21 protein-coding genes and 1 pseudogene are annotated in these 26,311 nt (G+C 38.1%); 9 read left to right on the top strand and 13 right to left on the bottom strand.

The window, feature by feature from the left end; all coding sequences use genetic code 11:
• Position 1 precedes the first annotated feature (1 nt).
• The gene (locus ACO1QW_RS09555) at positions 2-466 is read right to left on the bottom strand and encodes a LexA family protein (protein ID WP_486257912.1); all 465 of its coding nucleotides are present in this window, start codon (positions 464-466) and stop codon (positions 2-4) included.
• A 94-nt stretch (positions 467-560) separates the two neighbouring features.
• On the opposite strand from ACO1QW_RS09555, the gene ACO1QW_RS09560 reads away from it, so the two are divergent.
• Complete coding sequence (locus ACO1QW_RS09560; RefSeq protein WP_486257914.1) at positions 561-764, top strand: hypothetical protein; 204 nt, start codon at positions 561-563, stop codon at positions 762-764.
• Positions 765-938: 174 nt separating this feature from the next.
• Here the strand turns inward: ACO1QW_RS09560 and ACO1QW_RS09565 are convergent, their stop codons facing one another.
• The 5 genes from ACO1QW_RS09565 to ACO1QW_RS09585 all read right to left on the bottom strand — a co-directional run bounded on the left by ACO1QW_RS09565 (position 939) and on the right by ACO1QW_RS09585 (position 7,657).
• Positions 939-4,328 (bottom strand): P-loop NTPase fold protein, encoded by a 3,390-nt coding sequence (locus tag ACO1QW_RS09565; RefSeq protein WP_486257916.1) that lies wholly within the window; start codon positions 4,326-4,328, stop codon positions 939-941.
• Positions 4,329-4,483: 155 nt separating this feature from the next.
• A complete protein-coding gene (locus ACO1QW_RS09570) occupies positions 4,484-4,966 on the bottom strand; it encodes a TIR domain-containing protein (RefSeq protein WP_486257918.1) in 483 nt (160 codons plus the stop codon).
• A gap of 2 nt (positions 4,967-4,968) precedes the next feature.
• Entirely contained in the window at positions 4,969-6,417 is a 1,449-nt protein-coding gene (locus ACO1QW_RS09575) for an SIR2 family protein (protein ID WP_486257920.1), read from the bottom strand.
• Positions 6,414-7,040, bottom strand: a complete 627-nt coding sequence (locus ACO1QW_RS09580) for a toll/interleukin-1 receptor domain-containing protein (RefSeq protein ID WP_486257922.1) — start codon at positions 7,038-7,040, stop codon at positions 6,414-6,416. Before ACO1QW_RS09580 ends, ACO1QW_RS09575 begins: the two co-directional genes overlap by 4 nt.
• 32 nt (positions 7,041-7,072) lie before the next feature.
• Positions 7,073-7,657: a hypothetical protein gene (locus tag ACO1QW_RS09585; protein WP_486257924.1), complete on the bottom strand. Its 585-nt coding sequence runs from the start codon at positions 7,655-7,657 to the stop codon at positions 7,073-7,075.
• 779 nt (positions 7,658-8,436) lie between these two features.
• Here ACO1QW_RS09585 and ACO1QW_RS09590 point away from each other — a divergent pair.
• On the top strand, positions 8,437-8,910 hold the full coding sequence (locus tag ACO1QW_RS09590; protein WP_486257926.1) for a hypothetical protein: 474 nt from the start codon (positions 8,437-8,439) through the stop codon (positions 8,908-8,910).
• A 2-nt stretch (positions 8,911-8,912) separates the two neighbouring features.
• Here ACO1QW_RS09590 and ACO1QW_RS09595 read toward each other — a convergent pair whose 3' ends face one another.
• The 7 genes from ACO1QW_RS09595 to ACO1QW_RS09625 form a co-directional block, all read right to left on the bottom strand.
• Positions 8,913-11,156, bottom strand: a complete 2,244-nt coding sequence (locus ACO1QW_RS09595; RefSeq protein WP_486257927.1) for a S8 family peptidase — start codon at positions 11,154-11,156, stop codon at positions 8,913-8,915.
• Positions 11,143-12,354: an AAA family ATPase gene (locus ACO1QW_RS09600; protein ID WP_486257929.1), complete on the bottom strand. Its 1,212-nt coding sequence runs from the start codon at positions 12,352-12,354 to the stop codon at positions 11,143-11,145. Before ACO1QW_RS09600 ends, ACO1QW_RS09595 begins: the two co-directional genes overlap by 14 nt.
• Before the next feature lie 296 nt (positions 12,355-12,650).
• A complete protein-coding gene (locus ACO1QW_RS09605) occupies positions 12,651-13,316 on the bottom strand; it encodes a hypothetical protein (RefSeq protein WP_486257930.1) in 666 nt (221 codons plus the stop codon).
• 13 nt (positions 13,317-13,329) lie between these two features.
• Positions 13,330-13,773: a hypothetical protein gene (locus ACO1QW_RS09610; RefSeq protein ID WP_486257932.1), complete on the bottom strand. Its 444-nt coding sequence runs from the start codon at positions 13,771-13,773 to the stop codon at positions 13,330-13,332.
• Complete coding sequence (locus ACO1QW_RS09615; RefSeq protein ID WP_486257934.1) at positions 13,763-14,851, bottom strand: hypothetical protein; 1,089 nt, start codon at positions 14,849-14,851, stop codon at positions 13,763-13,765. The genes ACO1QW_RS09610 and ACO1QW_RS09615 overlap by 11 nt, the downstream gene beginning before the upstream one ends.
• Before the next feature lie 471 nt (positions 14,852-15,322).
• Positions 15,323-15,613, bottom strand: coding sequence for a helix-turn-helix domain-containing protein (locus ACO1QW_RS09620; protein WP_486257936.1), 291 nt, complete (start codon positions 15,611-15,613; stop codon positions 15,323-15,325).
• A gap of 693 nt (positions 15,614-16,306) precedes the next feature.
• Complete coding sequence (locus ACO1QW_RS09625; protein ID WP_486257938.1) at positions 16,307-16,540, bottom strand: helix-turn-helix domain-containing protein; 234 nt, start codon at positions 16,538-16,540, stop codon at positions 16,307-16,309.
• Between the two features lie 186 nt (positions 16,541-16,726).
• Here ACO1QW_RS09625 and ACO1QW_RS09630 point away from each other — a divergent pair, with 186 nt between their 5' ends.
• From ACO1QW_RS09630 to ACO1QW_RS09660, 7 genes and pseudogenes are all read left to right on the top strand, one after another.
• Positions 16,727-16,885: a hypothetical protein gene (locus tag ACO1QW_RS09630; RefSeq protein ID WP_486257940.1), complete on the top strand. Its 159-nt coding sequence runs from the start codon at positions 16,727-16,729 to the stop codon at positions 16,883-16,885.
• 185 nt (positions 16,886-17,070) lie between these two features.
• Positions 17,071-17,679: an RNA polymerase sigma factor gene (locus ACO1QW_RS09635; RefSeq protein ID WP_486257942.1), complete on the top strand. Its 609-nt coding sequence runs from the start codon at positions 17,071-17,073 to the stop codon at positions 17,677-17,679.
• A 547-nt stretch (positions 17,680-18,226) separates the two neighbouring features.
• Entirely contained in the window at positions 18,227-19,519 is a 1,293-nt protein-coding gene (locus ACO1QW_RS09640; RefSeq protein WP_486257944.1) for a FecR family protein, read from the top strand.
• Between the two features lie 215 nt (positions 19,520-19,734).
• The gene (locus ACO1QW_RS09645; protein ID WP_486257946.1) at positions 19,735-23,034 is read left to right on the top strand and encodes a SusC/RagA family TonB-linked outer membrane protein; all 3,300 of its coding nucleotides are present in this window, start codon (positions 19,735-19,737) and stop codon (positions 23,032-23,034) included.
• Positions 23,035-23,039: 5 nt separating this feature from the next.
• Entirely contained in the window at positions 23,040-24,431 is a 1,392-nt protein-coding gene (locus tag ACO1QW_RS09650) for a RagB/SusD family nutrient uptake outer membrane protein (RefSeq protein ID WP_486257948.1), read from the top strand.
• An 84-nt stretch (positions 24,432-24,515) separates the two neighbouring features.
• Complete coding sequence (locus tag ACO1QW_RS09655; protein WP_486257950.1) at positions 24,516-25,889, top strand: TlpA family protein disulfide reductase; 1,374 nt, start codon at positions 24,516-24,518, stop codon at positions 25,887-25,889.
• A 50-nt stretch (positions 25,890-25,939) separates the two neighbouring features.
• Positions 25,940-26,311: pseudogene (locus tag ACO1QW_RS09660) on the top strand (hypothetical protein); the annotation flags it as partial.

Here is a 26,311-nt window from a genome sequence, read left to right on the forward strand (position 1 = left end):
TTTAAATGCCTGAAACAAGTGGATCAATGATGACTTTGGTAACTGTGCCCCATACACGAAAATCCATCTCTTCGGTAATGACGATTGGATTGTAACGTGGATTGGCAGGCATCAACCTTGTTCCACTGCTGTTAACAATGTATCGCTTAACAGTAAACTCGCTGTTGACTACAGCCAAAACGATGTTACCGCTGGCTGGTTTGATGGATCGATCGACTATTAACCAGGCTTTATCGGGAATGTTTGCACCTGTCATAGAATCGCCACTTACTCTTACAACAAATGTTGATGAAGGACGAGGGCGAAGCAGTTGGTTAAAATCGATGTCATCTTCACGATAGTCTGCAGCTGGAGAAGGGAAGCCTGCCGGGACAGCTGTATCATACAAGCGAAGAGTAACACAATCAAAATCACGGAGGCGATAAATCTGCACCTCATCTGAACGGAGTGTATGAATGGCTGACATGTTAGCTAATATTTTTAGCAATTTTAGCTAATTTTATTCACTCACGGTATATTTTTGTTGGCGACAAGTATTTAATGATCAAAATGAATCTGTTATGCCCTGGTACCGTGTGACTGTAGGCCTTAAAAATGGAAAAATCCATAAAGGATTGAGACAAAATGAAAGCTGGAACCTGGATGCGATGTACAGCCTTTACTTAAAGAAAGCACATGATCATTATGGAATAAATAATGTTAAGAGTGTTGATGTGGTGATGGTGCCGAAGAATAGTGAGGAGGTGAAGAGGGTGAGGAAATGAGAGAATCGCTTATAGATATTAAATACAGTTATTTTTTTAGGCAACCTGCGACGACGTCGATGTAAATATCATTGTCGTTGATGATTGCTTAGTAGGCGGAGTAGCCCTAGTGTGATTTTGTTGTGATGCATTTCCATTCACGTATTTTAAGGTGTTACGTAGGGAATCGGTCAATCAGGGGAGACTTAGCCATTTGCCTTCTTCAAATAATTGTTCTTTTTCTTCGTCTTTGTAAGTGAATTTAACAAACAATGATTTCAGTTTACCAGGTGCGGGGTCTGCCCCGTCGACTATGCCATTGTCAACCATAAAATGGAGGTTTTTTTCCTGCTCTACAATTCGTTTTAACGAATCTGTTATATCTAACTCTTCAACTTCTTCACTTGAAGGCGAGTAGTATTTTGCATAAATTATTTTAATATCGTTTGCTAAGTTTGAATTAATGATGTTATTCAGATCCATCATAGCAGTATTACTAGCATCAGATTGAAGACTTTCACGGAGAGAGTCTATAAAGGTGAATGCGTCGTTTCCTGCCGATGAGATTAAAGCACCATAAAATGATCTGTTGTTAGCAATAACTGTGAAGCACTCTGAATCAGTGAATACACAGATTAAAATTCTTCTCACATAATCGCCGCATCTATCTTTTAAGGCGCCAATTTCTCGTAACGATGTTTCGAAAAAGATAAATTGTTCTGACGAAATATCAACTTCTCGTAAAAACCTATCCCTGATATCTTTAATGACAGGCTGCAAATGAGTCTTGTCCGCTATTTGATAAATTAGTTGCCAATTCTTTAAGGTATTGTCGGATATATCGTAATCATCCGGATTATCTACTATTGCTTGTAATGTTGTTTTATATGCATCGAATGCCTCCTTAGGCAATGTGATAATTCGATTGCTGTTAATGAGTGTTAAGAATAAATCAAAAAGGTACGACGAGGAAAAATCTTTAAAAGCTTCTTTCCACTCGTCCTCAGTCGCCTGATCTGTGAATTTAATTGCTGTTTCAAAAATATATCGTGTAAGATCATTATCGGTCTTTATAGCGAATTTATAAAAATCAGAATCTGGAATGATGTTGATTAAATTTTTTTCCGTCATTTTCTGCTTTAAATATACCGCCCAGGGGTTTAATTTGCTTAGTAAGGTCTCATTGCCAACATCTATCGTTTTTGCAATTGTTTCAAATTCTGGTAGAACTTTTTCGATATGCATAGCAACGCCTGCATTGTCCATAGTGATTTTTTTCGCTATCAAAGCTATCGCCGCGGTTGGCCAACTAATTGTCATCAGCAATATGCTGCCATAGTCATTGTAGTGTTGTATACGTTTTGATATTTCACTAATATAATTTTCATCAGTTGATGCTGAAATGGTTTCATCTAAATTTCCGGGACTGGTAAATGCGCCCCCTCTAGCTAATCGCATGGCGCACAATTCATAATATGCTGGTGTTTTACTTCTTGCTTCCGACAAAAGTTCATTGATCTTGGCATCACTCAGTTTGGCAGATAACAATTTTGAAGATGAAGTGGCTTTATATGCGTCAAATATTGGATCAATATTTTCAATGGCAATATTGTTGTTGCTAATAATTTTTTCTAGTTCTGCTTTAAGTTTTGTGAACGAGTACTTTGTATTAATATGCCATAAGATACTAGTGTTTGCCAATTTATTTGGAAGCTTTTCGATAAAGAATTTTTCCAAGATCGAAGCGTCACAACTCACTTTGAATTTTTCATAATTGTCTTCGCCTTCGTAAACATAATCAACAAATTTATCAGCCTCGACCTTTTTTGCATCAATTAAATTAATATAATCAATTTCAATATTGTTTTCATCGAGGAAGTTTTCAATTTTCTGGAGTTCCAAAAAATAATGCGAACCTGTAAAAGGTTGAACGTTATAGAATTGAGAAAGAAGGTATTTTACGAATTTCTTTTTAGCATATGGGCGTGCTTTAAGGACAAGTGTTTTATGGACCTCAGTAAATTTAATAGTCTGTATCTGTGAGTTCATTTGCAATCCGACAACTCTATCCCAGATGATTTGAATAGCGGCCCTGTCAGCCTCTGCGGTCGTGTTTTCGATTTCATTCAAACATATCGACATTGATTCAACTTCTATGTCTTCGGCGGGTATTTGCTCTAATACGGAAATGAAATCAGAATTTTTGGAGTATTCTTTCAGGTCGTCAATTTTTCTCAGGCGAATAGCTAGCTCTATTTCTCTCTGCAGTGTAACTTGAGTGGCTTTTTCCAAAGGAACGTTATACATCAATGCGGCAATGTTATCTGTAAGTGCATCGTCGCTGATAAATATGTTTTTTGATTTTTCCAGATATCGTTTATTTAAGATCTCATGGAGTGGGTTTTCTGCAATCTGCTGCCGATTCATAACAAAAAGCGCCATATACCGTAATTGAATTTCTTTACCCCATAAAAGTTTTAGAGAAACCAAGTCATTAATAAAAGCGATAATTTTACGAGGTGTAATGGCAGTGCTGTGGAGATCGAATATTTTTCTGGCAATAATATATTCTTCTCTTTCGTTTTCGGCAAACGCCTCTTTAAATTTGCACTCAAATAATTTTTTCCAATCGGTAATTACAGCTGGCGAAATATTAAATATAACTGCAAAAGTTTTATTAATAAGGTGGTTTGTTTTTTCAAAGTTAATATCCTTGTCTTTTTCACCAAAAGCTTCTCTAATATGCGTCCTGTCAAATGGTACAATGACCGATATTTTGGAATAGGGCTCACTTGAAAAAAAAGTGTGTAACAACGCCCAAATAACTTTGATTTTGTCAGCTGGTAACCTATCCATATTGTCGAATACAATGACAATATTCTTCTTACTATCTTGATTCAGTTGGCTTAACCAATCTCTAAATTCTTTTAAGGAGGGTTCACTTTCGGAAATGGTTTCATTACTTATTTTCTTCAAATCATGTTTTTCATAAATCCTAAATAAATGAACAAGATTCCAGTTCTTTTTGTCTTTTAGAGCTGAGAAAATCCATACAATCGCTGCAACTATTAAAGGTGTTGAAGTTATAAGAAACTTGTAGAATTTCTTTTCTTCCGGAAGAGTATCTGAAATTGATTTTGCTATTGGCATCACCGCTGTAACAATCAGCGATGCAATTATTGCTGCACTTAATGTGGGTATTGACTGAGTTATTGTTACTTTCTTTTTTGCTAATAAATCTCTGAGTTTAGTCTTCCATTCAGATTGGTTTACAATATCATTCTTTTGTAAATTGTCGGTGAGTTCTTCGAGAAATGAACGGCGTTGTAAATCTTCCTGGTGCGCCCAGGTATCATAAACGAAAAGATGATAGTTTTCTCCAAGTTGATTTTGAATAATACTGATAGTATTTGACTTGCCAGACCCCCAAACCCCATCAAGACCAATAAGTTTATAATCATTATCCCCAATTTTGATATGATCAGAAATACTTTTAGCGGTTTTTTCTTGAGAGCGGCTTTCAAATAAATCAACGCCGGAAGGTGAATTACTGATAAAACGAGGGTAAGCAACTGACTTTTGCATTTTTTGTGATTTTACAATGATGGGTCATAAATATATTTAAAAATATTTTCTATGGCGAAACCGTTATTAGAACAAAAGTAAGCTTGCTATTAAAATTTTTTCTTCTCCCCCTAAACCGGTAGATGTAGGTGCCATAGGAATATAATATTTAGAAATTAATTATTATTCCTGATTTTGATTGCTTCTTCTATCCAAGTTTCCATATTTGCTTTGATGGTGTTGTATGCATCCCTGCCTGGATCATAACATTTGACAATTGATGACATTGATTTATTGTTAATTGAGAATTGATCAAATGGGTTAGAGCCTTTTGAGCCATATCCATTTCTGAGGCACTTAAGATTGTGAATGTAGATTCCAACTACTCCCTTGCCGTCTCTCCAGGCTTTCTTAATTTCATGTTTAACCCATTTTCTGTTAGCGGTTTCTGAACCTATCAAGACAACAACACAAGAACGATAATACATGTTATCGTTTATCCATTTTTCAATTGCAGCATCACCACCTCTTTTGACTTCTTCCCAGTCGTTTACTGAAGCTGGTTTATTATCTTCTAATGCACCCATGTTACGAACCTGTTGAACACGGAAAACATCGTTGTCGAAATGAAAGCTGAAGAAAATTTGTCTTTTTGCCATGGTTACTTATTTACGAGTTGAATAATTTTTATAATTTTTTTGATTATCTCTTCAGGTTCAAGAGTAGAGTCTTTTAGTTCTTGAATAAGAGGAATAATGGCGGGCTTTTCGTTGTAATATTTATCAGGGCTTGCTAACACCGTGTCTGCTATATTGGACGAAATGTAGCCGGTTGCGCCTATGGGAATAGGTATTAATTTCTGTCCTATTGCTATGTCGAATTCTTTTTGCAGTCCATCAGCAAGGATTAAGCTGCCATCAGATTTCTTTTTATTACCGAAAATAAAAATTGCTATGCCAGTTAACGAAATCATATTTTGACGATATTCTTGCCACATTTCATGTAGATCTTTCTTGCCAGTAGAAAATTGTGGGAAAGGTTTAATTATTAATTGGTCTTGGGAAAACTTTTCTGGTTTTTCATACACCGCTTCCAATGCTCCATTAATCACTGCGCTGCCAACACCCCAACCAAATCCATTCACAATTCTGAACCCGGATTTGACGATTTCTTTGCTTAATAAGTGAATAAATGTTTGAGCCTTGTCTCTATCCCAAGTGCCATATTCTTCTGCGCTACCTGAAATGAAAATTGTTTTCTTTTTGAATCTTGTCTCGATCTCTTTTAATATAGCAGTGATGTCAGCGTAGTCTTCAACTGTAATCGCTTTTATACGATACCTTTTGAGATCTCCTATCATTAACCGTTGTTTGGTGGAGTTGTAGTCGAGCTTGGCCTGATCTTCATTTCCTTTTTCTCCCAGCTTATGCTTTTTAATAAAACAATAATGTTGTCTGTTGTTCTCTCCGAAATGAATGTTCAAGCGACTTAAAACATAGTCAAGGTTAGGATCTGTAAAACTAAAACCAATGAACAGAAAAGTTTTAGATATTAAATCTCCACTTAATGCAGTAATAAACAGTTCATGGGTTCTGAAATATCCTTCGTATTGGTCTTTAGTTAAGATGGCATCAGCAGGGTGGTGTGCATCGCCATGCATTTTATAAACAACTGCATCTCTTTTTGGAAGAATGTTAGCGAGTTGTTTAGTTTGATGTTTAACATCGGCAATCTTATTCGACTTTTTTAATGTGTCCTCTATAAGTGTGTCATAGTTTGTTGTCCAATATGTATTAATTGGAAGCCGAGCCAGGATGTTATGGTTTTCGGTTGGCTGAGCATCTTCTGTAAACTCTTCGAGTATTTTCTTGTTGATCTTGTGTTTGCCTCCACCACTTTCATTGACATGAAACTGTGCTAAGGATATAAGATCGTGTTCTTTATCGATACTTAAGCCCAGTTCTTCGGCGATTTCTGCTAGTAGCTCAGGCCAATTGACAAAGCCTGCACTTCTTGACATACCGGCACCGGCAAAAATGGCGACGTTATTTTCCGAAAGGTCGTTTACAAAATCTTTTATAAATGCTTCAATTTCGGCGGAATACTTCATGATGTTGTGTGTTTGTATGGTAGTTGATTTTTTGAAATCCAATCATTGTATGCGACGTAAACATTTTTAGATTCATTGACCCAAAGACTTTCCTTGGTTGTTGAACCTTGAATTAATTCTTTTGTGATGTAATAATAGATGCCCAGATATTCAGATCCTTTAAACTCATCTTTTGAGTTATTAGTAATTGGTAAAATGGCAGCCTTGTTTTTTATGCCATCGAAGTAGCCTAATTCCCATGGCATCCATCTTGATTCTGCAGAGTTTTCAGAGAAAGCGTAGAAAAGTGATTTGCAAGACTTCATTCTTTTTTGTAAAAGTGTTGCGGTTTTTTTGGTTACCTGTGAACGGTCCAGTTGAGGATCATTGATCCAATCGACATATACAGAATATCCGAGATCCTCTAACTCAAGTTTAAGACCTGCTACGATAGTTGCGTCTGAGGAGCTATGCGATAGAAAAATGTCATATATTAATTGAGAAGACCGTATAGACTTTTGATCATCGAAACTTTCATTTAATATTCTTTTAGCTTTCGCTGACAAATTTTGATCGACAATACCACCTTTTGATAGTTGGTTTTCCAAACGCCTTGTCAAACGATCAGTTGTAAATAGTGCCATTATTTAAGATTTAATGAATGTAGAGTGATTATTTAAACGACAAGAAATTGATGGTAGTAATCAAGGTTACATAATTTCAAGAAGGATGAGCCTGGAGATAATGAAGTTGTGATATCCTGAAATGAAGGGATGGTGTCTGTTGCGAGAACGAGTTGACGGTAATAATAGACAGTGGTAATTAACAATGCACCAACGGCATTAATTACATTTTTTAAATTTGCTTCATTGTAATGTGCATTTCGTTGATGCTTTACATTATTATAACTACGCCACCAATCTGGTGATTGTGAAGATGCAAGATTCTCCCAGGGCTTATGTGTAATTCCATGGCGATGTATAACTATTTCTTCCATTATCAAATCGGGACAATGGTTTTGTATAATTGCTATATAATGAATAATATTTTCTGCTCTTTCGGCAGGTGCTAATAGATTGCATAATAGTTTCATGACAACATCTACTTCGGATGAAGCCGATAGCAGAATGTGAGCGAGTTCTATCGAATACGTTTCCATATTTGCTTCATCAAATTCGATGAAACGTGATAATGATTCAAGGTCTTTTTCGATTGCAAGAAAATAATTCCAATGATGTTTGGAGGTTGCGAAGGTTAACATTGAGAAACTTTATTTGGATAAAATGTGTAGTTGGGCGACCATAAATTTAGAAAAAGTGTATTACGAATAATAATAATTTAAATCACATTCGCTCATAACAGCTGTGCATAAATAAAGTATGCGACACAGCTAGTTAAAACGTGTCGTAGTTCGTGTTGCCTCTTTTTGTTCTGGTTGGAAAATAAAAAAAAGAGCAAGGTTTGCTCTTTATCATTTCTTAAGGGTATGGAGTAAAAACGGTTGTTTGCGACCGTAATTATGGGTCGAGGAATTGGGTAAACGACCTTATTAAATAGGATACGGACTAAATGGTTTCAGAAGTTGGTTTAATGGATATTGAATTTTAAACACATTGTCTCACCATCTACATTACAAAGTAACGACGAGCTGTAGCCGAAAAAGATAGTACAAGCATGCATTGAAGCATACGAGTTCTCCAACTAATTATGTAGTATAAATATTATATGTGCCTTTTATAATATGACAATACTTAGCTTAGCCGATCAGCAGTTTTGTTTTACCGGTGCTTACTTTCTGGAACAATGTTTCATTGGCTTTCATATCGTAGATGAAGGGGAGAAACATTTGGAGGGGTTTGGCCTGGCCGAGGAGGATCATGGAGCATTAGATCTCAGTCCAGTCGGAGAAGATTTCCAAGAGGTTTTGATGGTAACGAACAGAAGGTACAAAAGTGCGAAGCAACGGAAGATGTTATGAAAGGTTGGTTTGAGTAAAAAAAGAAGTTGAATGAACGTATTTTGTAAAACAATTATTTAAATATGAAAATTGGTATTGAACCAGATTGGTATCCTAAGGATGAACGGAAGAACTCAATTTTGCATTTCATTCTTTGGTTTTCCAGATTTGAATATGCAATGAAAAATTCTTCTTTTCATCGAACTAATCGGGGATATTTAGAACCCGATTGGATTCAACTAACAAACTATTTGGCAGATAAACCTATACCGCTTTCATTGCGGGATACAATTATTCTTTTGACATCGAATCCTCCTAACAGACAAATAAATATTGACACCTGGCTACCTATAACAGGCGATGCAGATTGGAGATTATTGGTCGATGCTCTAAAAACAGTGAGGAATAATTTGTTTCATGGCGGTAAACATTTTTCAGGGCAGCTTCTATCACCTAATCGTGATTCAATACTAGTAAATAACTGCCAGATTATAATGAGTGAACTTATACAAATAGCACCTGTGGATATTCAGGAACTATTTAATCATGCATCATAAAGTTATACCCGTAAAGGCAAGTCAATAACCGGAACTAACTGTTCTAATTTAGTTGCATAACGCCTAACAACTTTATCATAGAGATCAGTAATTTTTGGAGCTTCTACTGTTATAACTAAAGCGTATTCGATTTCCTGAGACCTAGTATCATTATGACCTTCCATACGTGCATTATAATGGATATCGAAAGTCGGATCATTCAAGGATGTACCATTTAGACTTTTTTCATCATGCATGCAATTCTCCCACTTCAAAGCATCTCTTCTAAGTTCTTCCTCTGTTTGAAAATCTTTTTGAATGGTACCGAAAAATGTTTTTGTCATCGGATGCACAGATTCCCTTCCGGTTTTTTTATCCTTTCTTCTTTTTGTTTTATCAGGCCTAAAAGCAACTTCTAACCCACTTCGTGTATAATTTTCAGGATGATGAGGATCCACCGCAGTTGTATAACATAAAGTTGCTTTAATTTTTATTCTCCCCGGTAAGGCAGTGTTTGGGACAGGTATTGGAATGCGAATAAATTTAGAAGCAGTAATTCTTCCTTGAAAGACAACACGCATTGTTCCATCATTACAAATGACAATATCATCAAGGGAACGTGCAATTCTGCCGAAGCCAACTTCTGATTTCGGTATGTCAGCAGCCTCCGAACAATGGACAAGAAGAGTTCGGATTGCAAGTGTATTTAATGCTGCACCAAAATGTGCCTTAACTCCTGACGCTAATCTTAAAGTAGATGGAGCTGAAAAACTAGTACCTCCGGTAGGAATAATCTGGGTGCCATCATTTACATCTAATGTTAGAAAGGGACGTTGAATAGATCCTCCAAATTCAACAAGATCTGGTTTTGTAATACCCGGGCTGCGACCTGGCCCAACAGAACTATATGGTGCTCTTTGCCAATTATCATCAGGAACATCACAAGCGCCGATTGCTAAGGCATTCACACAATCTGCAGGAACTTGAACCCTGTTTGCTTTAATTGCAGCATCCCCTTCACCGTCATTGCCAACTGCGATAGTAGCAAGAGTTGATCTTTTTGATAAATAGTCATCCAATACTGCTGTCCATACATGAACTTCTCCGTCTTCAATAGGTAGTCGAGGTCCAAGACTTATGTTAATAAAGTCATAGTTATTAGTTTCTAAAACATCCTTAATCCTATCCAATATTTCAAAAAGTTCAAAAGGATTTTTCCCGGGAACGTCATCTAAAACACGGTAATGATCTACGAATGAATATGGCTGCGGAAGGGGTACCTTAGGATCAATATGGCCAAATAAAAAAGCAGAAGTAACTCCTACACCATGCTCCAGCAATGCCGGAACTGTAGCGCCAATTCCTGGCACATTATAGTTGGTTGCCCAACGTGAAATCGGATGATTATCTGGTATACCACCATCGAAGATTGCAACTTTAATATTAGAATCAAGCGGACCGATATTGGGAATGTCAATCTTCATACTTTTATCTACTCCACCAGTACGGATGGCAGGACGTAATAATCGTAATGTTGGCATAGTCCTTACAACACGAACCAAACTAAACTGAGCAATATATTCTGTTTGGTCAACTGGTGCCTCCATTTCAAGAAAGCATAAACCGCCTGCATAAAAACGATGTGTAAAATCGGGGTTTAACTTATGCTTTTTAAGGTAATTTTTGAATTGATTTAAATAGCGGCCCTCACCTTTTTCTTCATCCAGATGAAGTACAACTTCATAAACATTCTTTTCTACTTTCTCTTCAACCAGTTTCAATTTTTGATGAGGTGTTTGAAAAGAAATTTCTTCTATTCCAGTAATCTGAGTGGCTCCTGGATCTGTTTCATCCAAATTATCGAATGTTGCTGCCCAACGTTTGAAGCTTTGCCGGTTGCCAATAACAAATAATTCAGTTGTGAATGCCTCTTGGGGATCCCTATCACCACTTTTCTTTTCGGGCTTGATAGTTCTTGATCTGCTTCCAATCGGTTCTAAACCTACTGATCTCAATAATTCCGAAGGGAAATAAGTTTTTGCAATATATTCCGGATTCATTGTGATCGTAGCCACAGCCAGATCATCGGGGCACGCATCTGCGGGAAGATCATCAATGTCAGATGCAACATTTTTCAGCATTGGTGCAAGGCGTTCTTTTGCTTCACCAAAAGTATAAGGCGATAACTTATTAACAGGTGCTGACCCTACACGAATATCTTCCGCCAAACGTTCTCCTTTTCCTAACAAAAAATTACGCTTTGCCATGTTTTAATTTTTTCTTTATGGATTTTGAAGGTGTTTTCTTAGTCATTTTTTGTTTAACTGCCGGACTTGTTTTACGCAACATAGATGTCGATTGTTCTAAATGGTCGTTGCGATGTTTCCTTATCGTGTCTCTAGAAATTCCAGTGATTTCATATGCACGTCTTTGCGAAACAATTCCATTTTCCTCAAGGCTGCAAGCGAGTTCCACCTTTTGATCATGAGTGAGATTTGCATTTGAATTTATCAATAATTGAATGCCCTCTGCTAATGATTTGTTGCCTATAGCTGAAGTTTTACGCAGTAATGTAATTTGCCTTTCAACTTCGCTGAAAGATTGACCCAGCAGGACGAACGAAAGTACCTTGCTCCATAACTCAGTGTCTTCGATTTGACCATTCAATAATCTTCTAATCTGAGATTCAATTTGAATTCGTGGAGGGATACTGAATTTTAAGACCGCTTCAAATCGACGCCAAACAGCAGGGTCAAGCAGATCTGGGTGATTTGTTGCAGCAAGTAGCAATCCAGTTGAAGGCCAATCGTCAATTTCTTGCAGTAACACGGTAACCAATCGTTTCAATTCGCCGATTTCGCTGTTATCGTCTCGGCGTTTCGCAATTGCATCCAATTCATCAAGTAAAAGAACGCATTCTGTATTTTTTGCATAGTCCAGCACATATCTGATGTTATTGCCAGTCCTCCCTAAGAAACTGCTCATAACTGCCGCTAAATCCAGTACTAGTAACGGACGATTTAATCGATTTGCAATCCATTTTGCCGCCAAAGTTTTCCCAACACCAGGAGGACCTGTAAAAAGCATTGACTTTGTTGGGTGCAATCCAAGCTTGAACAATGTGCTGCTATTTTCACGCTCTGATATAACTTGATATAAAAGAGTTTCATTTTCAGTAGATAATATAGGGGCGTAATCCGGCACTCCCATTTCAACACGCAACAACTGAAGTCGTGAATCTAAATCTACTGGCAATGGGGTGTCCATCTGTTTTCTTAATGGAGACGAACGAGAAGGTGATTCTTTTAATAAAGCAAGCAATGCATCTGTCATGTGAGGATAGGCTTCAATATATTTTTTAGAAGCTCGATGAATAAGCAGTTGAATATCCTGCGGTCTGCCAGCCAAAGCAGTGCGTGCTAACTGAATAAAATCCTGTGGTAGTTGTGTTTTTTCCGAAATCATGGTCTTCTTACAGTTGAGATAATTATAGATTATGGTGGACTAAATTTATATTAAGAATTGTTAGTGTCGTCCATTTAGAATGTAAGTTACTGTAAATTAGAATAATAATCCAAATAAAAGTGGACTAAATATTAAAACAAATGTAAAACACTAGTCCACAATGATTTTTAATATTTGCTGAGATAAACAGCATGTCGTACACGAAGGGTAAAAACATTGGCAACGGTTTGGCTTGGCCAAGGAGGATAATGGAGCATTGGATTTTGGTCCAGTCGGGACGAGTCAGGACATGTTTTTCAGCTAGCTTGCTCATTATAAAATGTCCAATTTAATTTGAGTTTTTCTTTGCTTTCGTATTCCTGTATTTTTTGAATTACTGATTTTCTGTGGCCAGCACCCAAGGTAAATATCGCCTTGTCGTATTTATTCTCTTTACTGTAATTATAAATATTTTGAAGCATTGCATATTCCCGGTTGTTGGTTTCTTCGTAAAGAAATTTATGAATACGAAGCAGCTTATTTTTCTCCGGCGATAGTTGTATAAGATTTGTTTCCAGTATCATCTTTTTTTCAAACAACTCTATATATTTATTGCTATTGAGAAACGCAAAACCTTTTGTTGTTATCAGTTCTTTTTGCTCGTCCTCTATTTTTTTATATGCAGCATCTTTTTTAAATGAATCACACATATATTTAACATCCCTGTCATAAAAGTCCAGGTTTGTATCAATATCTACAGCGATATGTTTAATATCATGCGTTCGTAAGTATCTTTTGACAGACTTTGATTCCGGGGATTCAACGGGATGTTCATCCAGCTTGTATAACTCGTTAAATAAATACGGCGGTAATTCTTCAAAAATTACATCGGGACTTATTGCTTCAAAGATCTTAAGCAATTCATCTGCATTGCATTTGCCAAGCTCGCTATGGTGGGTAGAAATGAGCGTGATATTATACATCTGTAAATTCTTTTTATCCTGGTAATAATTTCAATTTACCACTACTCACTTTATCAAACAAAGTTTCGTTGTTTTTTGTGTCGTACATGAATGGAAGGAACATTTGCAGGGGTTTGCCTTGTCCGAGGAGGATCATCGAACATTGGATCTCGGTCCAGTCGGAGAGTATTTTCCAGGCGGTTTTTGATGATTGTTTTTGGAGTTGTTCTTTGGTGTCAGGTCGGGGACGCTTGATTTCTTTCCAAAGGATGTTGAAGCATTCTTCGACTTGGGCGGAAAGGTGAAAAGGAAGTGTTTGTTGCAGTTGCGTATCGTACAATAAAAACGTGATGCCGGTGCACAGTTTGTTTTGATATTGCTTGTTGATGTTGGTTGCACCGATTTCGACAAGCAATTCTTCGATACGTGCCATGGACTTTGATGCTTCGACGTTGGAGCTGTAATTTTTAATGTTCATTTTCTTGTGTTGTTTTAAAGTGTGAGAGTATGGCTATTCGCTTTGCGATTAGGTCTATGTTGCTTTTGTCTTTTGACATGCTTTCGTTGTTTTGTTGCTTGCTGTTGTAGGCTTGCAATAGTTGCTGATCACTGTACTGATTGCTGCTGCTTAATTGTTTGATACGTTCGGCTTTTGCAATTGTCTTTATTTCATCTGTTAACTGCAGTTGTAGATATTCGAAATGATTTGGTGATAGTTGGTGAATGATGTTCTTTCCTTCTTTCCAGGATTCGTAGAGGTATTGTATTTCTTTTCCAATATCCTTTTCCTGGATTTGCTGTTGTTGCCCACCGGGCCAATGCTTCGCATTTTCCATCCACTTTTCTACCAAGGGTTTCCAATCTTCGATTGGCGCCACGCCCTGGATTTTCCAGCCTAATGATTTGTAGTGATTGTAGAATTTGTTTGCTTCGGATGTTGCATATCCTTTTTGCTGGAAATATTCTTTCACCTCGGCTAAACCCGAGGGCAAGCTAGAATGCATACCCACCCCGAGCCCCTCCCGGGAGGGGATATTCATTGCGCCGGGATCTTGTTTTTTCTTAATTATATTCTGTTGATTAATAGTGGGTATGTGGGTTTCTCTCTGTTTAGAAATGTTTGGTTTTATATTCTGTCCCAAATGTGGGACTGTGTCGGTATCAATATCGGGACTTGTGTGGCTTAAATATGAGCCATTAACTGTATCAGTATTGGGACTTGATGAGAAGATGTTGATTTGATGTGGTTGGAGTTTATCAAAGTAACTATCTAACCTGGTGACTGTGATCTTGACTTGTAGAAATTTAGATGGTGCAGGATGATAAACTATATAACGTGACTGATGCAGTTCTTTCATGCATTTGTGATAGGTGTTGCGTGAACCAATCTTTGATAGCTGCATGATGTTATCACGGTAAACGGGGAAGGGATTTTGAAAACGATTGTAGTTCCAGTATTGGAACAATGCCAGATACAGACTTACATGATTTGCATTTAAACTACTATCGTTTTTTATAATGCTGAAGAAGGCATTGAGGTGTTTGATGTAGTTCATTTTCTGTCACTTTTTTGTTTGGCCAAAAAAGTAACCAAAAAAGGCCCCAGCAACCGATATACAGCACGGTTGCTGATTACACCTTGATTTGACTTTGTGCTACTGTGATGAATTACTGCAGTAGGTATGTTGATCACTCTATGTGTAACGTTTGAAGCAATTGCGATTACCATATTACTTAATTCATTTTGAGTTGAAGAAGGGAAGGAAGTGTTTCCAGATTGGGAAGAGTTTGCGTAAACGCTTGAGATGTTTTCTTTTTTTACGTTCCTGTGGACTGATTTTGGATTTGCATTGATTTTGTTTGCCGGTATTGTTGCGTATGGTATGCATGAAGAATGGCTAATGGTTAGTTATTAATGGTCAATGGTGAATTGGCAATGGAATGCATATTGGCTGGATTGCTTCGCAAGCTCGCAATGACGGTAGTGAGTGATTATTGTTATTTCTCGACTGCTCTCGAAGTAACAGTTACCCGACTCTTCGACTGCGCTCAGAGCCTGCGTTACCTTTCATTAGTTGGGTGATATCGTCGTTATCATAGAACATGAGGCCGCCGACTTGTGTGGCTTTGAGTGTGCCGTTGATTCGCATGTTTTGCAAGGTGCCCCGGGAGATGCCAAGGAGTTCTCTTACTTCCCAGGATTTAAGCCATTTCTTTTGTTTGCTGTTTGCAGCCGGCTCGAGGAGTTGGCGGAGTTCGGCTAATAGTTCTGTTTTGAATTTTTGAAGATCTTCCTGGGTTACGATGTTAATTGCCATCATTATTGTTTTAAATGAATTTATGGCGTAAAGATGTTTGGAGAGATTGCTTTTATGGAAGTGAGAGAAGGAGTGGATTATGTGCAGGAGGGAGAAGTTTTGACAATGGTTAGTTGTTAATGGTTAATGTTCACCTGAGTTTATTATTTTGAACTGATGTTTTTTATCAACATGCATTTCTTTCTTTTCTTTTTGCTTGTCCAAAAAGAAACAAAAAGGACCCCGAAAACCAATATCCAGCATGGTTTTCGGATATCGCCTTGATTAGGCTTATGTACTACTGTGGTTAATAGCAGTGGTATACCGATAGGAATTTACTTTATGAACAGAAAGTTATACAAACAAAAAGAGCCCCTTTTTATGAGGCTCAGTGTGTGTAATATCTTTGTGGCTGTTAGAGTTGGAGTATTCTGATGATTGATTTGATGCTTCTAGATTATTTGCGTGTGTGGTTTTCTTCATGACTTCATTTTTTTTGAGTGATGACTGAATATTTTCAGTCTTATTTTTTATTAATGCTGTAAATGAATCGTCGAAATGCCTTACATACATGATTACTAGTATTAAATAGAATACTATTTTAAAGAACTTTTTAATTGAAACCCAACTTATAGCCTTGTTACCAATTTATAATGCAAATAAACCACTTGTTTTGTGCGAATGCAATTTTTCGAACAAAATTATTTTTAATGATTACATAGGTTTTTTAGGCATGAAGTCTTGCGGACTGCATTTGAAGATTTTAGCAAGTTTGTTGAGATGATCGATGTTGTAATGATCGGGGAGATTCTTGCTTTCTATTTTACCGACATAGCCTTCGGAGAAGCCTAATTCTAATGACAACTGGAGTTGTGTCATTTCAATTGCAAGGCGTTTTTCACGCACTTTTTGAATTACATACCATTGTATGGGTGTCTTGACCGGCATTTGTGTGACGGCTAAGGTGACGGAATTGAAACGCTAGTACAACTACCTATAGGTAGTTTTGTTTTATCTTCGTTTTTTTACTTCTATTAAATTCTATGAGAATTGAAACGAGGCGCTAACCATACTGATATCTATACTTTACTAAGTAAGATGGATTACTCAAAACAAGAGAAACAAATCATTAATATGTACTTTCTCGAAGGAATTAATGTTTCAAGAATTGCCAGCATTACTTCAAACAAGAAAGAATATGTCAGAAATATCCTGCAACGATTTCAACTGCAGATACTGGAGTATCAGCAAACAGATGACTATAAAAAAGCTGTTGAAATACTTTATAAGTAAGATTACAAGAATTTAAAATATAAGAACTTTACGATTGTACGGACCGTACAATGAATTAAGATAATTATGCAGCATTATGATTTAGATTAACGTCTTTTGAACAGTTATATGCAAGGTATCTGATTCAAGTTTTGTAATTTTAATTTACATTGAACCCAAAACCTGCAAAGAACTCTTAAGCTGTCATGAAGATTGTGTACTCTGATATGGACCTACTCCATGGATTTCAACATGGACATGAAGCTGCCGTAAAACAACTTTACGAACAGCATTACCAGGCACTTTGTTATTATGCAGATAAGATGATCAGCAATAAGGAAGAAGCTGAGGATATTGCGGTTGAAGTGTTCCTTAAACTACTCCGGAAAAAAGATGACTTTGATAACCTGAAAGACATTGAATCTTTCCTTTTTACTGCTACGAAAAATGCCTGCATTGATCTACTACGTAAAACAAAACGCAGGGATGCGGATCATAACAGCCTGGCTTTTTTAACTGATTCCGTTGAAACGGGTAGTGATAAAGAAATGATCATTGCCATGACTCTCCAGACAATTTATGCTGAAGTTGAAAAGATGCCGCCTCAACGAAAACTTGTTTTTCAAAGGATATTCTTGGATGGAAAAACGACGGCACAGATTGCTGCAGAATTGAGTATCAGTCCGCAGACGGTGTTGAATCATAAGAACCAGGCTATTGAAAGTTTACGGTTGAAACTTTATCACCAGGGGATTAGTTCTGCTGGTGTGTTGATGTATTGTTTGTATTTGTTAGGACAAGGTTCGGAGTTATGAATTGTGAATGGTCAATGGTGAATAGTGAATGGGGCAAGTATTTCTATTAAGCTTTTTGTTTGTAGATGAACTTTCTGTTCTTGTTCTTTTGTCTTGACACAAAAGAACCAAAAAGTCAAGCCGGAACATATTACCCCCATGTTCCGTCGAAAGCCCTGATTTAGCTCTTGCACTACTGTGGTGAAGAGCAGTGGTAAGCCGATTGGGGATACTATGTGTAGCAGAAAGATAAAGCACAAGTGAAAAAAAAATCCAAAATCCAAGGAGCAAAATCCAAAGAAGAAAAGACAAGATCCTTTTGATAAACACGACCTACTCTTTTTAATTTTTTAGCTGCACTTACTTACAGACCGAGGATAAAAAATCCAATGTACTACGATGGGGAATGAATGTATAAAATCTGGCATTTTATGGGTAAAACTGTGTTTACAAAAGAAAGTTTTGAAACCGGATAGTTAAAAGTTAAGGCTGGGCGTGATATAGATATACGCCATTATCCTTTTGTTAAGCCGTGGTGAACCTATTGTAAAATTTCCTAACCAATTCTATGGCAGCAAACAATCAACATGTACGAGATCTCCTTATTAACTATCTGCAAGGATCCATAACGGATGCTGAGCAGATTGAACTTGATAAATGGAAGAACCTGAACGATACTAATAAAACAATCTTTGATAACCTGACGAATAGAGAGTTTGTGAATAGTGAATTGCAGGTGTTGCAACAGTATGATGTTGAGAAAGGTTGGGAGAAAGTTAAAGAGGAATTAGATTTAATGCAAGCCGATAGTCCTTCGACTGACGCTCAGGACGAGGCGTTAGTGGTTAGTGGTAAAGACAGTAGGCTGTTGTGGAAGAAAATAGCAGTTGCTGCGAGTATAATTGGTGTGTTGTTTATGGTGGGGTATTGGTTGTTTAATTCAAGTACAAAGGATAACGGACAACAAACTAATCCTATTACGGCTCAGAAGACTGATGTTAAAGCGCCGGATAAAAACAGAGCACAGATTACATTGGCCGATGGAACAACAGTTTACCTGGATGATGTTGCGAATGGACAACTTGCAAATGTGAATGGAGTGAAGGTAGATAAAACTGATGACGGACGAATAGTGTATAGCCCTTCGGCTACCGCTCAGGGTGAGTTAAAATACCATACGTTGGCAAACCCGAGAGGAAGTAAGGTGATTGATATGACATTGAGTGATGGAAGCAGGGTATGGTTAAACGCTGGTAGTTCTATAACATATCCTGTTGCATTTATTGGCAACGAACGAAAAGTGACAATGAGTGGTGAAGGATACTTTGAAGTAAGTACGAATTACGATGCAGGAGGTACGATAAAACAGCCATTCATTGTTAGCAAAGGCGATGTGGGTGTAACGGTGTTGGGTACTCATTTTAATGTGAACGCCTTTGATGATGAACCGGAGATAAGGGTGACGTTGCTGGAGGGGAAAGTGAAAACTGCAATTGGCAATGGGCAATCGGCAATATTAAAACCCGGAGAACAAGCGAGAGTAATAAGCAACCCTTCGACTCCCGCTGGTGGCGGGACAGGTACGCTCAGGGTAAATAAAGATGTAGATGTGGATGAAGTGATGGCTTGGAAGAATGGCATGTTTAGTTACCAAGGTACTGATTTGAATACAGTGATGCGGCAAGTGGCGAGGTGGTATGATGTGGAGATTGAATATGAAACTGCTATTGATGAAAAATTTTATGGTGATATATCACGGAACACGAATATGAGTAACCTGTTTAAGATGCTTGAAACAACAGGTAGCGTGCATTTTAAAATTGAAGGAAAAAAAGTAATCGTAATGAAAGGAAGAAAGTAAGCAACGATATTATAAAAAAACTGTAACCCGCTCCGAGAGGAGAAAACAAAACCGCCCCGGTGTACGAGACCAGAGCGGCGAAGTTGAGGTTACAAAACATATAGCCCGTAAAGACTTGCGTTATGAACCTAAACAGAGGTAAAGATACATTATTAATGGCTCTTTGTGGCCTGCTCCGAATTGACAGCAAGGCTGCAATTAAACTGTTTCGGATCATGAAAATAACCGCCCTTTTACTGCTATGTGCATTTGTTACTGCAAGTGCAACAGGATACAGCCAGCAAGTAACTCTCTCTGCAAAGGATGCACCACTTGAAAAAATATTGCAATCCATTAAAAAGCAAACAGGCTACAGTTTTTTATATACGGCTTCTCAATTGAAGGCGGCCAAGAAAGTAACTATTGAAGTGAATAATGCAAATCTTGAGGAGGTGTTGGATAAATGTTTTGCAGGACAGCCTTTTACATACAGCATTATTGAAAAAACCATTGTTGTAAAGAATGTGACCCACCCCAACCCCTCCCAAGGAGGGGATATTACAATAAGTAATCTTCCTCCTCTCATTACTGTAAAAGGACGGATTGTAAATGAGAGCGGAGAAGGTGTAGCAGCTTCCATTATTGTGAAGGGTACAGCACAGCAGGGTGCCACCAGTAATGGGGATGGTTATTTTGAACTAACTAACGTGAACGAACAAGCGACGTTGCAGATTACCGGTATAAGTATCCAGGCGATTGAAATAAAAGTAAACGGGAGGAGCAACTTAGGCGATATAAGGGTAAGAGCAAAAGTAGAAAGCTTAAATGAAGTTGTAATTAAGCGTGGATACTGGGAACAAAAGAAAGAGACAATGCTGGGAAATGTGGTGCGGATTGAGGCAAAAGAAATACGGGACCAACCGGTAGTCAATATACTGCAGGCTCTGCAAGGGAGAACGCCGGGAGTAGAAATCGTTTCTTTAAGCGGTGTGCCCGGTACATGGAATACCATTACTATAAGAGGAAAGAGCACGGTAAGAACAGATGCTGTACCGCCTCTCTTTGTAGTGGATGGCGTTCCAGTGGCATCTAACCCTACCACTTCAAATGCAAGGCTAACCCTAAATGGAATTGACCCACTCAACACAATCAATCCTGAAAATATCGAAAGCATTGAAATATTGAAAGATGCTGACGCAACTGCCATTTATGGTTCCCGTGGGGCATATGGTGTGGTATTGATCACAACCAAAAAAGGGGCAAAAAATCTGAAAGGCAAAACACAGTTGGATGTAAGTTTTTATAAAGGCATTGGAAAGGCTCCAAAAATGGATTTAATGAACCGTGAGCAATACCTCGCCATGCGAAGAGAGGCTTTTGCAAACGATGGATTAATACCAACTGCTAATCCTGCAGACAATGGCACTAATGGCAAACGTTATGCTCCGGACCTGATGGTTTGGGATACGACAAGAAGTACAGATTGGCAAAAACAGCTTTTTGGTGGGACGGCACAAATCACAAATGCAGAAATTGCGCTCTCTGGTGGAAATGGCTTTACTTCTTTCCGATTTAGCGGAGGATATCATCACTCCACTATAGTATTTCCTGGTGATTTTGGTTACAGCAAAGTAACAAGTAACTTAAGTGTACAACATCAATCATCAAATAACAAGTTTACTGCAACTTTCACTGCCAGTTTTGGAGCAGATAACAACAAATTGTTTGATGGTAATTTAGTGCCTTTAGGAATTCATCTTGCACCTGTGGCACCTTCGCTTTACAATTCTGATGGAAGTTTAAACTGGGCGATCTATAACAATAATGCTACATGGACAAATCCTCTTGCACAAACGAGAATAGACCATAGAAACAAAACCAAATCGTTAATAGCAAATTCGGTATTGCAATATGAATTGCTGAAAGGTTTGCGATTAAGGGCTAATGTGGGATATACCAGTCTTAGCAATACTGAAGTTGTTAGTACTCCCTACTCCAGTTTTAACCCCAGGGTATCAGGTGTAATAAACTCTACGCAGGTTGGAAAAAATGATTTTAGTTCCTGGATCATTGAGCCACAGGCCAGCTATAATAAGAGAATGGGAGACGGAAGCCTTGACTTACTGATAGGCATTACTTATCAGGAAAGCGGGGGTGAAGAATTACGTGTAACAGGTTATTCCTATGCAAGTGATGATCTTTTAGGAGATCTGAGCTCTGCTTCTTATGTAAATCGTGATCTTTCAAACAAGAACAACTATAAATATGCGGCCGTATTTGGACGTGCAGCTTATAATTGGAAGAAAAAATACCTGATCAACCTTACGGGCCGCAGAGATGGTTCATCAAGGTTTGGGCCGGGCAAACAATTTGGCAATTTTGGGGCCCTTGGCCTTGGCTGGATCTTTACCAATGAAAAATTCTTTAACAAATTTTCTTTTATCAACTTCGGAAAGATCCGTGGCAGCTACGGCATTACTGGTAGCGACAATATTCCTGATTATGGTTTCTTGTCAACGTTTACACCTACTACTTACACCTACGATGGCCTTACAGGACTTTATCCAACAGCCCTGGCAAACCCTGATTATAGTTGGGAAACTAATAAAAAACTAGAAATCGGTGTGGAGCTTGGTTTATTGCAGGACCGAATCAATTTCTCAGCCAGTTGGTATCGTAATCTCGCTTCGGACCAGTTAGTGGGTTATCAATTACCACGCATCACCGGTTTTACTTCCGTACCGGCCAACCTTCCCGCAACAGTGGAAAATACAGGGTTAGAATTAATATTGAATACTGTGAATCTTCGCAAAAATGAATTCACTTGGTCGTCTGCCTTTAACATAACTATTCCGAGAAACAAACTCATCTCTTTCCCAAATCTTGAGGGATCCACCTACAGGAATTCTTATATTATTGGTCAACCATTGAATATTTACAAGGCCTATAAGGGCTTGGGTGTAAATCCTCAAACCGGTATTTATCAAACGGCAGACTTGAATGGAGACGGAAAGCTGGATATCGCAGACCAGCAACAAGTAATTGATGTGGGAAGAAAGTTCTATGGGGGCATAAATAATACCCTAAGCTATAAAACATTTGAACTGAGTTTCCTTTTTGAATTTGTAAAACAGGTTGCCGGTACAAATCCTGCAACTTTTCCAGGGCCCGGATCTGCCAATGCGAATCAACCCGCATATATATTAAGTAATGTTTGGAGAAAGAGTGGTGATTTGACAACACTGCAAAAAATTTCAACTGGTCCTCCAGCAATTTCTCAGGAATATGGGTATTGGTTGCAGAGCAATCTTAATTTTTCTGACGCTTCCTTTTTGCGGCTGAAAACTCTTGCTGTTAGTTATAATCTTCCCGCAAAATTGGTTAGCAGGTGGCACATGGAATTTGTACGAGTTTATATTCATGGGCAAAACCTAATCACATTTACTGACTATATAGGACTTGACCCACAGGTTCCCAACCGTGAAAATATGCCCGTGCTTAAAATGTTAACAGCGGGAATTCAAATTAAACTATAAAGAAAATGCGGCGGCTAACTACTATAATATTGATCTCGCTGGTTGTATTGATGCCTTCCTGCAAAAAGTTTTTGGAAGTAGAACTTCCTAAATCGCAGGTGGTAGAAGAAACAGTTTTTAAAACCGATGCAACAGCTATTTCTGCTATTAGCGGCATTTATTACCAAATGCGATCAATACAAGGCTTTGCCAGTGGATCATATAACAGCACGATGCTGCTTGCTGCCTATAGTGCTGACGAATTGGTTAATTATAACAATGGACTGGAGTTGATTGAGTTTTATAGTAATAGCCTGCAGCCCCGCAATAGTTATAATTACCAGTTATGGGGCTCCGCCTTCGAAATAATTTATGCTTGCAATGCAGTATTAGAAGGGCTGTCAAAATCTACCGGCGTAACAGACGCTGTAAAAAAGCAGTTAGAAGGCGAAGCTCTGTTTATTCGTGCCTTTAGCTATTTCTACCTTGTTAATTTTTATGGCGACGTTCCACTCATTACTACTACAGATTATCGTATCAATCAATCGGCTTCACGGGCTTCTGCAAGAGTTGTTTATGATCAAATCATCGCAGATCTTATTGCTGCACAATCCAAACTGTCTGCAGAGTATCCCACTGCAAATAAAGTAAGGGTAAATAAGATTACTGCCACTGCCATGTTAGCCCGGGTGTATCTATATACAGCTGCCTGGGATAAAGCTGTTACGCAGGCAACAACTGTTATTAACGATTCACGGTACGGAATTGAAAATGATCTGGGCAAAGTATTTCTTGCCAATAGTAACGAAGCCATATGGCAGATGATGAACCCGAACATGAATGGTTATACTGCGGAAGGAATTTTATTGATACTTAATGCAGCACCTGGACTTGTTTCTCCGGCTGCATTAGATAGTTCGCTGGTAAAATCTTTTACGGCGAATGATAAGAGGCGCAGTAGCTGGGTAGATAGTTTTACAACCAGTACAAATAAGTTTTACTACCCTGCAAAATATAAACGCACGCTCAAATTGGCTGGTAATGGTCCTGAATATACGATGGTCATCCGTTTAGCAGAAATGTATTTGATACGTGCAGAGGCCAGGGCAAAGCAAAATCAATTAGTGCCCGCCATTGCTGACCTGGATGTTATCAGGAGCCGTGCAAATATTCCACTTATCGCAATTACCAATCCGGGCATTTCTCAATCGGCACTTTTACTGGCAATTGAACAGGAGAGAAGGCTGGAACTTTTTACAGAATGGGGACATCGCTGGTTTGATTTGAAAAGAACCGACAGGGCAAATGCTGTTTTGGGTGTAAAACCGAACTGGCAGGTTCATGATGTTTTATATCCTATCCCTGAAACAGAGATGCTTAACAACCCTAACCTAAAGCCTCAAAACCCTGGATATTAAAAGTTGAATGACAGGGTACAATTGAACAGCAATCGCACAGTAAGCAGTTAATAAAATTTGAAACAAAGCTTTAAAAAATATACAATGAAAATAATCTCGTACATAATATTCCTGGTTATTTTTTTGCAGTTCTCAGCAATATCACAAGGTTTATCAAAGAAAATGGTGGTACCCGAAATTGGAAAACCGGTTCCAGTTTTTCAGTTAAAAAATATTGGCAACTTCAGAAAGCCGGCAATCACACCTGCAGAATTAAAAGGGCGCTATGTCATTATTGATTTTTGGAATAAAAACTGTGTCTCTTGCGTGCAGGGGTTTCCAAAACTCAACCAAGTGCATGAATTGTATAAGAACAAAGGACTTGACTTGATCCTGGTGGGTACAGACGAGGAAGGCATTCAGTCAATGTTCGAAAATTTTAAAAAGAAGTTGGAATTGAAGTTTCCGTATGCCTTCAATATGCCCTTTTATGAAAACTCCGTTCCAAATGGGGCACCACATTTATTATGGGTAAATGATAAAGGCTTTGTAAAAGCCATAACAGGAGCTGGTGATCTCACGATAAAAAATATTGAAGCATTTTTGGACGGAAAGGATTTCTCTTTTAGCGATCGCTCCCACAGTTATTGGGCAAAACAGGACTCAAACGCTTATGATATAACAACACCATTTCTGGTAAATGGAAATGGCGGTGGTGCACAGTACGATGCAATATTTAAGTATCGTTCCCTTATTACCGAACACATCCCCGGAACCCCTCTGAAGGATTGGCCGGATGTACATTTTTTCCGTTTGGGCAATTCTCCACCAATGATTCGGACTAACGACCGGCAACTATTTGAAGCCTGTGTATCACTCGAAGAATTATACAGAATGGCGTTCACCGGAAATCTTCAATGGAGCTATGGACAAAACATCTACAATGAAATTCTCCCGAAAATAGTGTTTGAAACAAACGACAGTGCAAAGTTTAAGGCAGATGCCGCTACTGAAACTGGCTTCTATTGGTATAGCCTTGTTTTACCGGCCAGGAAGATCACACCGGAGTATTTGATGGAGTGTATGCAGGTGGATTTGAAAAGATATTTCGGGTACGAGGCTAAGTTCCAAACAAAGAGATCAACCTATCTCAAAATAGTAGCAACGGAAAAAGCAAAAGGACTGGAAACAAAAGGAGGAAAAAGGGAAGCTAAAGCAGATCGTATAATGTACAAAGGCAGTAATGTACCGCTCGATAATTTTTTTCAGTTTGCATTGGGTGGTTTTAACTATTGGGAAACTAGCGGCACTGTGCCCGTGATTATTAATGAAACCGGTATTAAGTACAATGTAGATATCGATGTAATGATAAACACAACTGATTGGAGTGATGTTAAAAAAGTATTAAGTGACCTCGGTTTTGAATTGGAGCCGGCTGAAAAAGAATTTAAAGTGTTGGTGATCAGTGCTCCCAAATAAACATCATAATAATCAGGTAGAAAAAATATTTATGTTTTAAAACAAACACAATGATTACAATCAGAAACCTCTTATTGGTATTTGGCGGTGTAGCAATAATTATGATCAGTAGTTGTAAAAGGAAGGATGCGCCCAAGAAGGTGCCCGAGCTAACGACCACTGCTGCTACTAATGTAACAGCAACCGGTGCCATGAGTGGTGGTACTATTAATTCTAATGGAGGGGCAGAAATTACTGCTACAGGTCTTGCTTATAGTAAGACAAGTCAATTGCCAACGATCACAGATGATACTACAAAAGTGAGTACAACATCGGGAACATTTGTATCAGAGTTAAAGAATCTTGATCCTTCATCAACATATTACATCAGGGCTTATGCCACCAATAGTGCAGGAACAGGTTATGGTAATGTAATAACGATC

The sequence above is a fragment of the Lacibacter sp. genome, assembly GCF_057361365.1.

Excerpts from the sequence above, each read along its gene's own strand:
- ACO1QW_RS09555 (WP_486257912.1), bottom strand. The coding sequence starts at position 466 with ATGTCAGCCATTCATACACTCCGTTCAGATGAGGTGCAGATTTATCGC.
- ACO1QW_RS09560 (WP_486257914.1), top strand. The coding sequence starts at position 561 with ATGCCCTGGTACCGTGTGACTGTAGGCCTTAAAAATGGAAAAATCCAT.
- ACO1QW_RS09565 (WP_486257916.1), bottom strand. The coding sequence starts at position 4,328 with ATGCAAAAGTCAGTTGCTTACCCTCGTTTTATCAGTAATTCACCTTCC.
- ACO1QW_RS09570 (WP_486257918.1), bottom strand. The coding sequence starts at position 4,966 with ATGGCAAAAAGACAAATTTTCTTCAGCTTTCATTTCGACAACGATGTT.
- ACO1QW_RS09575 (WP_486257920.1), bottom strand. The coding sequence starts at position 6,417 with ATGAAGTATTCCGCCGAAATTGAAGCATTTATAAAAGATTTTGTAAAC.
- ACO1QW_RS09580 (WP_486257922.1), bottom strand. The coding sequence starts at position 7,040 with ATGGCACTATTTACAACTGATCGTTTGACAAGGCGTTTGGAAAACCAA.
- ACO1QW_RS09585 (WP_486257924.1), bottom strand. The coding sequence starts at position 7,657 with ATGTTAACCTTCGCAACCTCCAAACATCATTGGAATTATTTTCTTGCA.
- ACO1QW_RS09590 (WP_486257926.1), top strand. The coding sequence starts at position 8,437 with ATGAAAATTGGTATTGAACCAGATTGGTATCCTAAGGATGAACGGAAG.
- ACO1QW_RS09595 (WP_486257927.1), bottom strand. The coding sequence starts at position 11,156 with ATGGCAAAGCGTAATTTTTTGTTAGGAAAAGGAGAACGTTTGGCGGAA.
- ACO1QW_RS09600 (WP_486257929.1), bottom strand. The coding sequence starts at position 12,354 with ATGATTTCGGAAAAAACACAACTACCACAGGATTTTATTCAGTTAGCA.
- ACO1QW_RS09605 (WP_486257930.1), bottom strand. The coding sequence starts at position 13,316 with ATGTATAATATCACGCTCATTTCTACCCACCATAGCGAGCTTGGCAAA.
- ACO1QW_RS09610 (WP_486257932.1), bottom strand. The coding sequence starts at position 13,773 with ATGAACATTAAAAATTACAGCTCCAACGTCGAAGCATCAAAGTCCATG.
- ACO1QW_RS09615 (WP_486257934.1), bottom strand. The coding sequence starts at position 14,851 with ATGAACTACATCAAACACCTCAATGCCTTCTTCAGCATTATAAAAAAC.
- ACO1QW_RS09620 (WP_486257936.1), bottom strand. The coding sequence starts at position 15,613 with ATGGCAATTAACATCGTAACCCAGGAAGATCTTCAAAAATTCAAAACA.
- ACO1QW_RS09625 (WP_486257938.1), bottom strand. The coding sequence starts at position 16,540 with ATGCCGGTCAAGACACCCATACAATGGTATGTAATTCAAAAAGTGCGT.
- ACO1QW_RS09630 (WP_486257940.1), top strand. The coding sequence starts at position 16,727 with ATGTACTTTCTCGAAGGAATTAATGTTTCAAGAATTGCCAGCATTACT.
- ACO1QW_RS09635 (WP_486257942.1), top strand. The coding sequence starts at position 17,071 with ATGAAGATTGTGTACTCTGATATGGACCTACTCCATGGATTTCAACAT.
- ACO1QW_RS09640 (WP_486257944.1), top strand. The coding sequence starts at position 18,227 with ATGGCAGCAAACAATCAACATGTACGAGATCTCCTTATTAACTATCTG.
- ACO1QW_RS09645 (WP_486257946.1), top strand. The coding sequence starts at position 19,735 with ATGAAAATAACCGCCCTTTTACTGCTATGTGCATTTGTTACTGCAAGT.
- ACO1QW_RS09650 (WP_486257948.1), top strand. The coding sequence starts at position 23,040 with ATGCGGCGGCTAACTACTATAATATTGATCTCGCTGGTTGTATTGATG.
- ACO1QW_RS09655 (WP_486257950.1), top strand. The coding sequence starts at position 24,516 with ATGAAAATAATCTCGTACATAATATTCCTGGTTATTTTTTTGCAGTTC.